The organism is Sulfobacillus thermosulfidooxidans DSM 9293 (assembly GCF_900176145.1).
GTDB classification, from domain to species: Bacteria; Bacillota; Sulfobacillia; order Sulfobacillales; family Sulfobacillaceae; genus Sulfobacillus; species Sulfobacillus thermosulfidooxidans.
Genome location: NZ_FWWY01000001.1, coordinates 304867 through 318951 on the forward strand (window position 1 = coordinate 304867; position 14085 = coordinate 318951).

Annotated in this window: 14 protein-coding genes; 6 read left to right on the forward strand and 8 right to left on the reverse strand. The window is 48.3% G+C overall.

Translation table 11 applies throughout. From position 1 onward, the window contains the following. Positions 1–46: 46 nt before the first annotated feature. Complete coding sequence (locus B8987_RS01695) at positions 47–811, reverse strand: sulfite exporter TauE/SafE family protein (RefSeq protein WP_020376205.1); 765 nt, start codon at positions 809–811, stop codon at positions 47–49. Between the two features lie 94 nt (positions 812–905). Next, entirely contained in the window at positions 906–1328 is a 423-nt protein-coding gene (locus B8987_RS01700; RefSeq protein WP_020376206.1) for a J domain-containing protein, read from the reverse strand. 220 nt (positions 1329–1548) lie between these two features. Here B8987_RS01700 and B8987_RS01705 point away from each other — a divergent pair, with 220 nt between their 5' ends. Then, entirely contained in the window at positions 1549–2283 is a 735-nt protein-coding gene (locus B8987_RS01705) for a class I SAM-dependent DNA methyltransferase (RefSeq protein ID WP_020376207.1), read from the forward strand. Between the two features lie 10 nt (positions 2284–2293). Here B8987_RS01705 and B8987_RS01710 read toward each other — a convergent pair whose 3' ends face one another. Further along, positions 2294–2827, reverse strand: a complete 534-nt coding sequence (locus B8987_RS01710; RefSeq protein WP_020376208.1) for a hypothetical protein — start codon at positions 2825–2827, stop codon at positions 2294–2296. A 13-nt stretch (positions 2828–2840) separates the two neighbouring features. Beyond that, entirely contained in the window at positions 2841–2966 is a 126-nt protein-coding gene (locus tag B8987_RS20100) for a hypothetical protein (protein WP_020376209.1), read from the reverse strand. Positions 2967–3137: 171 nt separating this feature from the next. Between B8987_RS20100 and B8987_RS01715 the strand changes: the two genes are divergently transcribed. Further along, a complete protein-coding gene (locus B8987_RS01715; protein ID WP_020376210.1) occupies positions 3138–4343 on the forward strand; it encodes a helix-turn-helix domain-containing protein in 1206 nt (401 codons plus the stop codon). On the opposite strand, the gene B8987_RS01720 is transcribed toward B8987_RS01715, so the two are convergent. After that, entirely contained in the window at positions 4331–5245 is a 915-nt protein-coding gene (locus tag B8987_RS01720) for a M48 family metalloprotease (RefSeq protein WP_020376211.1), read from the reverse strand. The genes B8987_RS01715 and B8987_RS01720 overlap by 13 nt on opposite strands. A gap of 454 nt (positions 5246–5699) precedes the next feature. Here B8987_RS01720 and B8987_RS01725 point away from each other — a divergent pair, with 454 nt between their 5' ends. From B8987_RS01725 to B8987_RS01735, 3 genes are read left to right on the forward strand one after another with little or no spacing between them, the layout of a single operon-like run. Then, complete coding sequence (locus B8987_RS01725) at positions 5700–6581, forward strand: PEP/pyruvate-binding domain-containing protein (RefSeq protein WP_026040774.1); 882 nt, start codon at positions 5700–5702, stop codon at positions 6579–6581. Between the two features lie 47 nt (positions 6582–6628). Next, the gene (locus tag B8987_RS01730) at positions 6629–8248 is read left to right on the forward strand and encodes a PEP-utilizing enzyme (protein ID WP_040767891.1); all 1620 of its coding nucleotides are present in this window, start codon (positions 6629–6631) and stop codon (positions 8246–8248) included. Continuing rightward, positions 8241–9587: an MFS transporter gene (locus B8987_RS01735; protein WP_020376212.1), complete on the forward strand. Its 1347-nt coding sequence runs from the start codon at positions 8241–8243 to the stop codon at positions 9585–9587. The genes B8987_RS01730 and B8987_RS01735 overlap by 8 nt, the downstream gene beginning before the upstream one ends. Before the next feature lie 272 nt (positions 9588–9859). Here the strand turns inward: B8987_RS01735 and B8987_RS01740 are convergent, their stop codons facing one another. Beyond that, positions 9860–11992: a S9 family peptidase gene (locus B8987_RS01740; RefSeq protein ID WP_020376214.1), complete on the reverse strand. Its 2133-nt coding sequence runs from the start codon at positions 11990–11992 to the stop codon at positions 9860–9862. Positions 11993–12377: 385 nt separating this feature from the next. Between B8987_RS01740 and B8987_RS01745 the strand changes: the two genes are divergently transcribed. Beyond that, positions 12378–12950: a CPBP family intramembrane glutamic endopeptidase gene (locus B8987_RS01745; RefSeq protein ID WP_084660840.1), complete on the forward strand. Its 573-nt coding sequence runs from the start codon at positions 12378–12380 to the stop codon at positions 12948–12950. On the opposite strand, the gene B8987_RS01750 is transcribed toward B8987_RS01745, so the two are convergent. Beyond that, complete coding sequence (locus B8987_RS01750; protein ID WP_076006596.1) at positions 12944–13396, reverse strand: NUDIX hydrolase; 453 nt, start codon at positions 13394–13396, stop codon at positions 12944–12946. The two genes, B8987_RS01745 and B8987_RS01750, sit on opposite strands and share 7 nt — an antisense overlap. 120 nt (positions 13397–13516) lie before the next feature. After that, positions 13517–14041, reverse strand: coding sequence for an arsinothricin resistance N-acetyltransferase ArsN1 family A (locus B8987_RS01755; protein WP_084660841.1), 525 nt, complete (start codon positions 14039–14041; stop codon positions 13517–13519). Positions 14042–14085: the final 44 nt, after the last annotated feature.

Sequence of the window (14085 nt, forward strand, 5' to 3'; positions counted from 1 at the left end):
CTCCCTATGCTCCGTTTCGCATACAGCATAATCTTACCAGCTTTGATCACACCACCTGCGGTAACATCGTGAGTCCAATCACGAATAACAAGGTTCCGATGCCACCCGCTTGAATGCGTTCTGGCAGACGCGGCACCATGCGAGCCACCAGGTAACCTACCACCATGGAAATCAGACCAACAATGAGGACTGCGGTCCAATAAACTTCATGGTGCAAACTGTACCCCACAGCCCCGCTGAGGGCCGAAATGGCCATGATAATGACCGAAGTTCCCACAGCTGGTCTAATGGTATAACGCAGGCCATAGACCAAAGCCAATAGGTACATCACTCCACCACTCGCTCCCAGTAATCCCGTGATAATCCCAATAATGAGTCCCAAAAGCACGACGCCGGCTGTCGATTTCCAGGTCGGATCATGAGAGGCAGACCCAGATACCATCGGAATATTTCTCACCGCATGATAGATAAAGTTGGTACCAAATAAAATCATGGTCACCGCAAAGAATAAGCCAAGCCACTGAGTCGGCATCCGGTGGGAGAGCCAAATGCCAATCTGTGGTCCCAAAATTGCCGTGATAAGAAATATCCAACCTCGTTTCAATTGAATATTGCCTGATTTCGCGTAGCCAAAAGAGACCAGGGCCGAGGTCAACACATCGACTGTTAAGGATGTACCCACTGCCATACGAAACGGAATGTGAAGAAACTGGGTCAGTGCCGGCACCACAATCACCACCGCACTACCGCCCCCAAACCCGGTTAGAGCCCCGGTAATGAGTCCAATGACGACTAACAACACCGTCGACATGCGCCCACGTCACCCCCCGACAAATTTATTGTCCTGAAAAATTCACTGCATAAACTATACGCCTTTTAAGTCGGGAACACTAGATGCTTAAGAACTATGACGATCGTTTTAAAAACGCCACCACGATCAGGATGAAGAGCACGGGAACAATAGCTAGTACGAAGAGTTCTTTAAGCAGCAAATAGGCCAGGGGAATCCCAATTATGACCATCAGCCATGTTCTCATGGCCCTAGGTCTTAAAGATGGCTGTCTGATCGACGCCTTTAAAATTCTCAACGGATATGACCATAAAGGAAATAACGAGGGCGCACCCGCATTTACAACCCGAGGTGTTGGGTTGTGGTGAGGGGGAGTCAATAAAATATCTCGCGCACGCGTCAACAATTGAAACTGCGACGATTCACCCCCAGCATCAGGATGTAAACGCCCACATTGTTTCCGGTAGGCTTGTTTTATCATCTCAGGTGATGCATTCACCGGTATCCCTAAAAGGTCAGCGGCATCTTGCCGGGTCATGGCGAAGGAATCCTCCTGCTCTCATTCGTCGTCGAACTCTTTTTTTCGTTGCCTTTATTACTCTCGTTGCGTTATGTTTCTTTTATCCTTATCCTTTCTTTACAGAGTATAAGGCAATTCCCCAGATATTCACATGGCTTCGGTGCTATCTTAATATATGATGTCATTCAATAACATGGACAATAAAAGCCAAAACATACCGTCCATCAAGGGGGAAAATATGTCAGAGAGCGGCTACGACGATTTCGCCTGGTTATATCACAAACATTGGGATGATTTTACCGATCGGGTGTGGCCAGTCATTCAGAACTTTGTTCTGCCTTATGCGGCCAAAGGCTGTCATATTGTCGACTTATGCTGTGGCACAGGCAAGATGGCCCGGCGCTTGCTTGATGAAGGATATTGGGTCACGGGCATTGATAATTCTCAGGAAATGCTGCAATGGGCCCATCAAAATGCCAGTGATGCCACATTGTTATGCCAAGACGCGCGGGAATTTCAGCTAGACCAACCCGCTCAGGTAATTGTGTCTCTCTTTGATAGCCTCAATCATATGATGCACATTCATGATCTTCAACAGGTATTTTCTCGTGTTTTTGAAGCCTTAGTTCCCGGTGGCCTGTTCTTTTTTGATATGAATACCGTCCAAAAATATGAATCCCGCTGGACATCTCAAAATGCCCTCATCTACCCCGATCACGTCGCCGCACTTTCGGCCCACTACGACTTAAAAACCCGGATTGCGTCATTTGACGCCGCCATTTTTGTCAAACATCAAGAGGCATGGATCCGCCGTGACGTTCACCTCACCCAAAGAGCCTATACTGTCAATGAAATTCAACAAGCGCTCGTAAACGCCGGTTTTCCTGAGGCCCGCATTCTTGATGGGTTACAAGATTTATCTGTTTCCGATTTTTACGGTCGGTTATTTTTTTGGACCCAAAAATTAAGCTAAACCCTCTTGCTTAGCTTAAAGAATGAGGATGATCAAAAGGAAAGCTTGTCCGAGGTTCTCGATCCACGTGCGGCAAAGTCCAGTTATGTTCACTCATCCATAACCGATTAAATTGATGCATGGTCATTGTTTGAATCAAGCCTTGACACCCTATGACGTCTTCTCTCAAAGCCCTTTGGGCGGCCCCTAGCACACTCTCAATACGCGCATTCATCGTAAACATTCCAGCAGGTTGGGCTAAAGCTATTTCGGTTAATTCTTGAAATAAGGCAAACATGTGACCCCGGAAGTCGCTGAAAGGAATATATTGCAAATCGGCTTGCCAACCATCTAACAATGTCAAAATGTGCTGTGCTGATGGCAAGTTCCCCGCTCGCAATATCGTAATGAGCGCTTGTGCACGAATTTGGGTCATACGCACGCTCAGTAAGGCCTGCTCTTGCCAGGTCATTAGCAGTTTACGCATGATATTCGCTTTATAGCGCCACATAATGGTGGCGCTGAGTGCCCAGCACAACAATAAGATACATAAGATAGTGGACATGAATCGCCTTTCTTTACAGCACCATGTGGTAGACGTCGGTAATCGGAGAAGGGGTAGGAATATATCCATCCGCGGGTTTAAAAGTCGCCATCCATAGTAATATCAAGGAAATCACGGTGACAAGCTGCCAATGCTTCATGATGCAACTCCTCCTCATCTACCCTCTTTATACCTGAACGCGGTATACTTGTGTTATGTAACATCTAGTTACAGCGTTTGTATCAATTTATAGAAAAACAACCATCTTATCCGGGCTCTTCCGGACCATTGCCAGCAAAAAGGGGGAAGGACCGAACTATCGGTCAAAACAATGTCCCTGGGTCAGCGAATTAGGCAAATGCGTCTTCAACAAGGCTTATCACAGGCCGAATTAGCCGGTCATCAATTGTCCCGTGCCTATATTAGCCGGATTGAATCGGGATCCTCCATCCCTTCCCGCGAAACGCTGGAATATCTGGCTAAGCGACTTAATCGGCCTGTCGATTTTTTTCTCAGCCATCATGATATCGAAAAGAAGGCCGAAGAACTCATTCGCGAATCGCAGACCACCTTACAACACAATCAGCCGGCTAAGGCCCTCGAATTGGCCCAAGACGCTGTAAAGACGAGCTTACTGACCCATTCTGAATCCTTGATTGCCGATGCCCGTTACCAACTCGGATGCTGTTACGCCTATCAGAATGATGTCGACAAAGCCTATGATGCTTTGCAAGACGCGTTATGGACCTATTTACGCTTAAACGACCGGAAAAAGGAAGTTCAAACTCTCTATTACCTAGGGAGTGTCTGTTTTAGTGGCGAAGAATTTAAACAAGCTGCCCGATTTTTCCGTACCGCTCTAGCCAGAGCCCGAGAACACAAGCGCTTTCTGTCTTTATATTTACGAACATTGATCGCTCTCGGATCGACATTATTCCGGTTAGGACAATTAGACGAAGCCTTTAATCAATACCAAGAAGCCCAACAATTGGCCGAACAAATGGGGGATATCGCGCGCCAAATTGACGCCATGATGGGTATGAGCTGGATTCAATTCCGTCAGGGCTTTGCGGAACAAGCCACTATACTGGCAGAAAAGACGCTAGAACTCAGTGAACATTTTCGCCATTATCAGAGCGTCCCGCTTAAACAAAATTTAGGCATCATGATTTTTGACAAGGATCCGGAAAAAGCCCACCAACTGTGGATAGAGTGTCTGGAATATTACCGTGAGCATAATGACCGCATCGGTCAAGTAACCATTTTAGAAGAATTGGGCCGCTACCATATTTTCGACCGTGACTTAGCTAAGGCTGATTATTTGTTTCATCAAGCCCTGGCACTAGCTCACGCCATTCCCAGTATCTACCTCGCAGGACGATTATACCGTGATCTCGGTGATGTCGCCCTCTTACAAAACCTACCTAAGCAAGCGGATGAACTATTTCGTTTAGCCTATGGCTGTTTTCGGACACTGCACGCCGAGGATGAATTGCGTGAAACCGAAAAACGTTTTGTCACCGATTACTCCCAATAGCGCTGTAAGCGGACAATACGTTCGTCTGTAGAGGGATGAGAGGCCAATGCCGACCACTTGCTCACACCCGTCCAAATAAATCCAAGCAACTGCGCGGCTTCTACAGTACGCAAATCCCTAGGTAAAATTGGCCGTTTTTTATGGCGTGGACGAGCTAACTGCGTCATCACATAGTGACGGTTGATTGTCTCACAGTTTTGTAAGGCATTAATCAAGCCCAAGGGACTGCCAAGGAGCACACTGGCCGTCTCATCCGCGGCCAATTCCCGGTATCGCGAAAATAACCGCGTAAGCAGTGTACTAAAAGCCCATGTTAAAGTAATCCCGGCCATCACTAATCCCACCGGATTATTGTTGGATTGGCGGAAGGACAATAAGTTCCCCAAAATCCACCAGCGCTGCATCAACGCATTGAGAACCAAGTTTAAGCTCCCGGCAATAACAATCATGGTCATATCGTGATGCGCAATATGCGCCAATTCATGGGCAATCACCGCATCAAACTCATCGGTCCGAAGACTATGCAATAAGGTATCGGTCACCACAATCGCATAGCCTTTCCCCGTCCATGAACGCACTGTAAAGGCATTGGCAAGGGGAGAGGATATTTGAAATAAGACAGGGACCGGAATATCGGCCAAAAACGCGATCCGTTCTACCCTCTGTTGCCATTCGGGTCCTAGTGGTTCTGCAGAGCCCATAAACAGACGCGGAGAGACAGCCCACCCACCGCCAAGCATGACGAGGGCTAAGATAAATCCCACACCCACTTCAAACCCCCACGGCCATTGCAACTCATGATGGATAAACCAGACAAAAAAGAGATCGAGGGCCATAATGCCGATAAGCACCAAAACCATTCGAGAAATGAGTACAAAATTAGGACGTTGCCAGGATTTCATGTCATCCCTCCTACTTGTCCACAAGCACGTGTTCCAACGGGTTACGCTTATTTTAGCAGATTTTTCGGAAAACAGTTCTAGCATTCTCCCTAAAGACGAATCATCGTGATAAAAATCCTACAAGCGGCGGATATAAGGTGTGTTTGCTAAAGCCTAATCTGGACCGGATTTAACGCAGAACAGAAAATGTCATGCGTTTCAATTACCTATGCGTCCTAAAGCCTGTAGGTGCTGTCCTCCTGCCAGGTATCAGCGAAAAATTTGTTGCGGAAAACCCAAATTCTTTGAAGAAATATCTTGAACTAAAAAATTTCCCTTCTCATAATATCTTTATTGCTAGTTCTTTTGATTCTTTTTTGTTCAAGTTTTTATAGCGATGTTATTAAAATATCTTTAACTACTTTTTGCAATAAGTTGTTTTTGACTAAGATATTGATGGTTTGAGGTGTAAACAATGTATATCCGCTTGTTAAATGGAAAACCTCATCCTTTTGAAGAAATTGGCTGCAAAGCTGCAGCACTCAACGACTTAATGGCTCATCACATTGTGATTCCCCAAGCGTTTGTCGTTACGACAACTCTGTATCACCAATTTCTTCAAGACAATGATCTCCAAATTGATCATCCCAATATGCCTCAGATGATTACTCAAGGACAATTTTCTTCGTCAATGCAAGCGGCAATTCATCAGGGACTACAAGATTTGCCCCCACATGGACGCTTAGCGGTACGCTCTTCCTCACTATTCGAGGACACAAAAGAGGCCTCATTCGCCGGCCAATATGCCACCTTGTTAGGTGTCTCTCGAGCCGAGGTCTTTGATGCCATCAAACACTGTTGGAGTTCAATGACCCACGCCCACGTACAGAGCTATGCCACAAAGCAAGGCATTTCTTTAAAGACCAGTTCCATGGCCGTCATTGTTCAAGACCTCGTTCATGCCGATGTCTCTGGTGTTAGCTTCAGCCTTCATCCCGTGACCGGTGATAACCAGGTCGTGATCAATGCGTCATATGGGTTAGGCGAAGTGATTGTGGACGGTACCGTCACTCCTGACGTCTTTGAAATTGACAAAACCACGGGACATGTCAATCAGATTATGGGGTTCAAAGAATATTGGATGCGCCTAAAAGACGATGGGGGAACCGACATCCTAGACACTCCCATCGACTGTCAAACCCGTTTTTCTTTAACGCCCTATGAGGTCGAAGAAATTTACCAGCTGACCTGCAAATTGGAGCAGATTGCCGGCTATCCCATCGATGTCGAATGGGCTCTGGCCGATCATACGCTATATTGCCTGCAAATGCGCCCAGTGAGTGTCACCCAATTCTAACCGTCTCACAAACTCATGAGCTGAGAGGTTATCTTAGGAGGACAAATATGAGTATTCAAAGCGATATTCACTTATCATCTCAAGACTTAGCCGAACATTTTTGGGTCCAAGACGGCCTACACTTTAGCCGGCCGCTAACCCCTTTATTTGCCTCGTATATGATTCCTGCTCTCACTCAAGGCACCCAGGGCGCCATGGCTGCCCTCAAAGGCCCCGTTCGCCAATTTGTCGGCAAAGTTCATGATGGCTATTATTATCAGGCCGTCATCCCTTTGGCAGGTGACCCAGAAGAGGTGCTTCATCATCATCATCAGGCATTACAACCTTATATGGGCCAACAACGCAAACATTTGAACCACATCGTCGACTCCGTTTTAATGCCCCTCCACCAGGAGATTATGGAGTGGGCACAGCGCCCCCTGGATGACCGTTCGGCCGTCCACGCTTTAACCCGCTTACAAGAGATTTACCACACGTTTTGGGAATGGCATTTTCGGATTGTGGTGCCACGCATGGCCGCGGGGTTTCGTTTTGAAGAAATTTACCACCAAGCATTTCCTTCTCGCAACGCCACCGATGCCTATGAATTGTTATTAGGCGTTATGAACAAATCACTGGAAACTGACCGCGCCTTATGGCTCTTGGCGCAAGAAGCCAAAACCGAGGCCAGTGTGCTGCGAGCTCTTAAGGCTCCTGACATCGAAACAGCATTACAAGACGATCCCGACACCGAATCATTTCGGCAAAGCCTCGCCAACTTTCTTGAGGTCTATGGCTGGCGTTCTGTCAATTCCCATGAGTTCGTCGATGAGACCTGGACCGAACGTCCCCATTACTGTTTAACCATTATTAAGGGCTATGTCGAACAGGATTTTGATTTTGATCAGCACTGGACACATGTCGTTCAACAACGCGACCGGCTCCTCAACGATACTCTCGCGCAGATTGCTGATGCATCTACGCGATCTCAGTTTCTCGCGGCTTATCACGATGCGCTTGATGCTTGGCCCATTGATGAGGACCACCATTTTTACATTGATGCCATGTTACCGGCTCGGGCTCGCCAACTATGTCTTAATGTGGCCAAACATCTTCAAGCAAAAGGAGTGCTATCTCGTCCCGATGATATCTTTTTTCTCTACGTGGATGAAGTCATCTCCCAACTAATGGACTCAGATGCCCAAAATCCCTCGGCTGTGATAGCTGAGCGCCGAGACCTTTACCAACAGCAACTGAAAACGACGCCCGCGCCCCACTTAGGAATTGTGCCGACAACACCAAGAGACCCGGATTTATTATCTGTACGGGTCTTTGGCGAAGGCTCCCCGGGTCTGGAAGGCCTAATACGAGAAGTTCGCGGGTTTGCCGCATCACGTGGCCGCTACAAGGGACCAGTTCGCATCATCCATGGCCCCCATGAGTTCTTCAAGGTACAGCCAGGCGATGTTTTGGTATGCCGCAGTACCGCACCGTCGTGGACAGGACTTTTTGGCATTGCAGGGGCCGTGATTACCGAAACCGGAGGCATCCTATCACACGCGGCCACTGTCGCTCGGGAATACCAAATTCCTTGTATTGTGGGAACACGTAATGCCACCCACGTGTTTCACGATGGCGATATGGTGCTGGTGGATGGGACGCTGGGTACCGCCATAATCGATGGCTGAAGTTCGTCATCCATACCGCGTTCTCACCGCGCTGATCATGGCCAGCATCCTCATCCCCTTGAATTCCACCATGATTGCCACCGAATTGGATCCGATTGCCCAAAGTCTTTCCACATCTTTGTCATCGGTGGTATGGATCGTCACAACCTATCTCATCATCATGGCCGCGGTGCAGCCTATTTCTGGCAAGCTCGGAGACCTATATGGTTCCAAGCGTCTCTTGAATCTCGGACTATGGCTGTTTCTACTATTTTCTGTCATAGGAGCCCTGATCCCCGATTTCCCAGCATTAATTGCCGCACGGCTGGGTCAGGCGTTGGGCGGAGCATTGGTCATACCGAATGCTATAGCCATGGCCCGCCATAGTTTTCACGAAGACTCCCTACGCCACAATCTAGGACTGATTGGCATGGCTCAAGGTTTAGGAGCCGCGACGGGTCCTTTTTTGGGCAGCCTCCTCATCCAACTGGGCGGATGGCCAGCAATGTTTTGGGTAAACGTGCCGATGATTGGCAGTGCCCTCGTAGCGAGCGCGCTGGTGCTGCCGAAAGATCTCCTCAGGAAAAAAGCGCCTCCTATCGACGTGTTTGGCGCCCTGAGCCTGGCTGGATTTTTGGCCTTATTCGCGCTATCGATGCCTGAAACCTCTTTGGCCATGGGGAGGCTTCGCCTTTTGTGGGCCGTTATAGCCCTCATTCTGTTGATGAGTTTTATTCGGGTAGAACACCATGTGCTGGCACCCATCGTCTATTTGCCCTTCTTTCGTCAGCCTGCATTTCGTTATGCCAATCTGGCCAACCTCGTTAATAATTTCTTCATGTATAGCACGCTGCTCTATGTTCCCATAGTTCTCAGGAACCTCAACTTTGCCATGCCAGCCATTGGTGGATTACTCTTTTTCTTTTCCTTGGTCATGTCGTGGACGTCGTGGCTCGGAAGCCGCTTGAGTGTGATTCGGGATAGGCGCTTTCTCATCATGACCAGTTTTCTCTTAGACTTCATTGTTACCGGATGGTATGAGCTTTTGCCATCTCATCATCACTGGGCATTTCTGATTATCGGCTTATTGATCGCGGGGATGGGCGCTGGAATTGGCAATGTCGCCATGCAAACTATTGTCCTAGAATCGGTAGACCTAAAGGCTGCCGGCTCTGCTTCCGGTATCTACGCCACATTCCGCTATATTGGCAGCATTTTGGCCGCTTCCCTATTAGAGATCATGGTTCAAAAACCGGCTGTCCATCTCATAGTACTCCTGGCGACCCTCGGTTTTGGCCTCATGATATCATGGGCCCTTTTAAAATCCCGCGTCGACCCGTCTTCATCTTTATCCCCCTGACAGATATGTTCAGTTCCTCGATGGGAAAACATAAAAAGAGCCAAGACGCGGGACATGGCCTACCACTTAAGCCTCTTTATATGACCAATGCGATGAATGAAGAATTACCCAACCATTTTGGTAAAAATAGTTGGGTATCATTTCAAAACCCATAGGGGCAAACATCATTTCCTCTCCCATAGCGTCAAAGTGGGAAACCAACTAGGGGAACTATGCCTCAAGGAACCTGGCCTTATCATCCCTCTCATTTGCCCTGGTAGCGCATATCAAGGTTAGAGGTAGGTTTCAAAAAACTCGCTACGCTTTCTTGCTATGGTATAAAGCACATCAAAGCCTCGCGGCATATGCCGCGTTTTCGGTAATGCCAGTAGCGAAAAATCTTTGTGGTTAGCTACCAAGGCATCAATTAATAGCGCTGTATGCCGGAAATGAACATTTTCGTCGATCATCCCGTGAATAACCAGTAATTTTCCCTCAAGTTCCGGGACAAAATTGAGCACGGAAGCTTGCTCATAGCCAGCATGATTTGTTTCGTCGGTGCCCATATATCGTTCTGTATAAGCTGTGTCATAAAGCCGAAAATCCGTCACAGGTGCTCCTGCTACCCCCACCTTAAACACATCAGGAGCTTTCATGAGCGCCGTTAACGTCATATATCCCCCGTAACTCCACCCATAAATCCCAACCCGGGTCGGGTCCGTGGGATAGTGCTGATGGATCCAGTTCAATGCCGCAATTTGATCATCGAGTTCAATGGTCCCAAAGCGGTGAAACAACGCCTGTTCAAATGCCTTACCACGGTTGGCGCTTCCCCGGTTATCCACTTTGATGACAAAATATCCCTGCTGGGCAAAATATTGAGCTTGCAGATCCACGGTTAATGCCCAGGTATTGGTGACCAGTTGCGCATGAGGTCCTCCGTACACGGAAACGATTACGGGCGCTTTAGTATGAGGTTCAATATGATCAGGTCGGTAAACCGCACCATACAACGTGGTCCCGTCCTCCAGGTCAATCGCCACCAGTTCTGGTGGTTTGACATGAAGCGTGTTGGCCTCTACAGGGGCATGTCCGATAAGAACCGGTTTTGTAGAATTCGAGTCACCGAGGCGTTTTAACACCGTCTTGGTACTCATCGATAAGGAAGAGACCTGATCAATCATCCACCGAAAATCAGACGACACCACGGCCTTATGAATACCCGGCTCCTCACTCAAACGGGTCATTTCACCCGATAAGAGGTCCACTTGGTAAATATGTCGTTCAAGGGGTGATTCTTTAGTCGCTTGAATAATCACAGAGTGTTCATCGGGGCTCACCCCAACAATTTCCGTTACCATCCAGGGACCCTGGGTAATCCACCGCACCTGAGAATCCCGACTTCGAATCACAAGATGGCGAAAGCCATCGGGATTATTTTCACTAGTTGTTAAAATGTCGCCTGAATGAAGGACAATCAGGTCATGAGTGATATTAATCCAATCGGGTGCCGTTTCCGTCCACAACACAGACCGTGATTGCTCTACTGGGTTATAGCCCAAAACGATCAAGCTTTTTTGATCACGCGTCAAAATTTGCACAATCATTTCCTGCTCAGTGTGCCAATGCACATCAATTAAGTAGCACTCGCCAAATTCTTCCCACGTAATCCACTGAACCTCTCCCCCTACCAGGGGCATCACCCCTAGACGAGTCACGGCGTTAGCTTGTCCCACAAAGGGATAGGCATGCTGTTCCAAGAACACCGGATCATCCGCCATGTGTAAAATCGTATACTCAGGAATGCTAGCCGTATTGACTGCTTCAAAGGCAATCCATGTCTCTTCCGGACTGACAAAAAAGCCGTGGGCCCGATCAAACTCTTCTTGAGCCACATACTCGGCGATACCATAATGGGTCTTGGGATCTTCTGACAACATAAGGGAACGTTCTTGACGCGTTTTGAGATCAAAAACCCACAAAGAACGTTCGCGCACATACACAATGCTTTGCGCCTTGGGAGTTAGATACGGATCGTCGACACCCTGTAATGGCTCGATTACATCCCTTTCCATGGTTTTAACATTAAGAACCTCGAGCGAGGACGAGTGCGGGATGAGCACATAGTCCGCCGCTTGATGCGCGAACTGATAGGTGGTAATGCCTTCCCATGGTATGCGTTGGCGTTCCCGCCGTAATTCTTCCTCCAAGGTGCGGGACTCCAAGGGTGTCTCTCCCGCTAGCTGGCGGGGCTCTTGACTGGCTAAATCCAAAGCCCATAGGGACAGTTGAGCTGATCTGGAAGGGCTGTATAAATATGTTAGTAAGGTATTATCTGGGCTAAAACGTAATTGAATGGGGAACTGCATGCCGGGTGCGGGTATTTGGGCAATGCGTTCCCATGTAATATGTTCCAAGGATTGCACGTCAGTGAGGCTCCCTTCTCGTGATGTTCGATAAAGCCTTCTCATGGGATACGAAAAGACGAAGTCTAATCCCGTCAATCATCATCTCTTCGTCATTATAGAGTGAGCGGTGAAAAATCGAAAGAACAGCACGGCGCGAACTTTCTTGCCAGAACCCGTCTCAATGTTTTATCGTGCTTTTATGGAAGAGGGCGAATCAAGGCGCTAACTACCCCAAATATTTTTCGTGGAAGAGCCTTTACGGCCCGAACGCGCACATTGCCAAGGAGCATGGTGCGAAGATGATCGATTTCATTGCGGGTCGTGGCGGCTTCCAAAAGGGATCAAAACCCGGTCACACCAAAAATTTTTGAATGAAGACACACAGATAAGGAGTTTTGCCTCCATGGCGATTGTATGGAGTTTTGTTGGCAGCATTGTAGCGTTTCTTGGCGTGTGGGCCATTCTCCAACGTTCTGAACGCATTACCGTGCAGGTACCAAGTCCCCGCCCATCTCCCGGTGCCTTGGCCCGTCTTTTGGTCTTGATCTTCATCATGGCTGTTATCGAAGAAGGCATCTTCCGTTGGCTCTTGATCGGTGAAGGACACCGCATCATGGGCTTAGGCCCGGCCTTTGCCCTCTCCGTGATCTTATTTACTGTAGCCCACCGGCACAATGGCCCCTTATCATTTTTGGCCACCATGAATCTCATTCTCGTCAGCCTGATTTTAGGCGTCGTTTTCTGGTGGTGGGGATTTTTATCAGCCGTCGTTGCTCATTTTGGATGGAACGCCATGGAATGGCTGACAGGCTTTACGATTAGCGGTGAAAAAACCCGGCCTCTTCTTCCCTCACCCAAAGAGCGGCTGATTGAGGGCTATCCCTACGGTCCCGAATCCCACTGGAGCGCCACCATTATCATGATGATTTGCTTAAGCCTGTTGATTGCCCCAGGCGTCGGACCTTTACTTCATTGAGAGGGGCGCTCCGCCGCCGTACACGGCCACGCCGCCCGAAAAGGAACAAGATGTCCGGAAAACGCATCCAAGGTCCGAGACAAGAAATGAGGCCGTGTAATCAATTTTTCAAACACTTCCGGGGAAGGGTCAACAAATTGTACAGCTTGGGTCTCTTCGGAGGTGCGAAGCTGCCCGCTCATCATCTTCCCCACGAACATGATGACCATCACCCCACTCTGGGTGTTCTGGTACACGCCACTAACGCCCGTAATCGCCATGACAATTCCACTTTCTTCTTCCACTTCGCGAATGACAGCTTCTTCTAGGGTTTCCCCTTCCTCCACTTGTCCCCCAGGCAATTCCCACGTGTCTTGGCGGTGATAGGTTTTCACCAAGAGTACCTGACCTTGATCATTGGTGACGTAAGCAGCCGCGGCAACGATGTGTTTTGGTGTGTGCGTCAAAATCCGTCCTTCCTCAATCTCTTCTCTACAAAATTCTCAAACAAGGTATGCTCTTCATCCCATGCTACCATGTTTGCCCTTCTCTAGGCATGGGCTCATCTATTCCATGCTAGCACGCGATCAATCCGCAATAAATTTTTCCATAGCCAAAATATCGACGTACTGACCATCCAAGACCCCTTGACGATAAAAGGTCCCCACTTCCCGGTATCCCATTCTCTGATAAAGACGACGTCCCACCACATTGTGGGGAAAGGTAAATAACACAATTTTGTAAAATCCCTGGTTCCGAGCATAATCCTCAAGGGCTCCCAGCAGTTTTCGGCCTACCCCTTGTCCTCGCCATTGCCGATCGATATAAATCGAAAGCTCTGCAACCCCTTGATAAGCCTTGCGGGACGAATAGGGGTTCAATGAGGCCCAGCCAACGATGTCCTGATCGGATTCGGCCACTAACACGCCATAGCGCGTTGAATGCCCAGCCCACCACGTTCTCATCATGGCTTCGTCTTTTTCCTCCGCGTCTAATGTCGCGATACGGTCGGCAATTCCCTGATTATAAATCCTTTGAATTTTTGGTAAATCATATTCCTCAGCTAGGCGTATCCCAATTTCCTTATGATTTTCCAGAATCGTCCTGATCACCTCGAAAAAACTGAAAAACTTTTATTTTGCATTGAGCATTCCAA

Bases quoted from the DNA above. Each gene is read 5' to 3' on its own strand.
- B8987_RS20100 (WP_020376209.1), bottom strand. From the start codon at position 2,966: ATGAAGCATTGGCAGCTTGTCACCGTGATTTCCTTGATATTACTATGG.
- B8987_RS01730 (WP_040767891.1), top strand. From the start codon at position 6,629: ATGAGTATTCAAAGCGATATTCACTTATCATCTCAAGACTTAGCCGAA.
- B8987_RS01710 (WP_020376208.1), bottom strand. From the start codon at position 2,827: ATGTCCACTATCTTATGTATCTTATTGTTGTGCTGGGCACTCAGCGCC.
- B8987_RS01720 (WP_020376211.1), bottom strand. From the start codon at position 5,245: ATGAAATCCTGGCAACGTCCTAATTTTGTACTCATTTCTCGAATGGTT.
- B8987_RS01705 (WP_020376207.1), top strand. From the start codon at position 1,549: ATGTCAGAGAGCGGCTACGACGATTTCGCCTGGTTATATCACAAACAT.
- B8987_RS01745 (WP_084660840.1), top strand. From the start codon at position 12,378: ATGGCGATTGTATGGAGTTTTGTTGGCAGCATTGTAGCGTTTCTTGGC.
- B8987_RS01735 (WP_020376212.1), top strand. From the start codon at position 8,241: ATGGCTGAAGTTCGTCATCCATACCGCGTTCTCACCGCGCTGATCATG.
- B8987_RS01695 (WP_020376205.1), bottom strand. From the start codon at position 811: ATGTCGACGGTGTTGTTAGTCGTCATTGGACTCATTACCGGGGCTCTA.
- B8987_RS01725 (WP_026040774.1), top strand. From the start codon at position 5,700: ATGTATATCCGCTTGTTAAATGGAAAACCTCATCCTTTTGAAGAAATT.
- B8987_RS01715 (WP_020376210.1), top strand. From the start codon at position 3,138: ATGTCCCTGGGTCAGCGAATTAGGCAAATGCGTCTTCAACAAGGCTTA.
- B8987_RS01700 (WP_020376206.1), bottom strand. From the start codon at position 1,328: ATGACCCGGCAAGATGCCGCTGACCTTTTAGGGATACCGGTGAATGCA.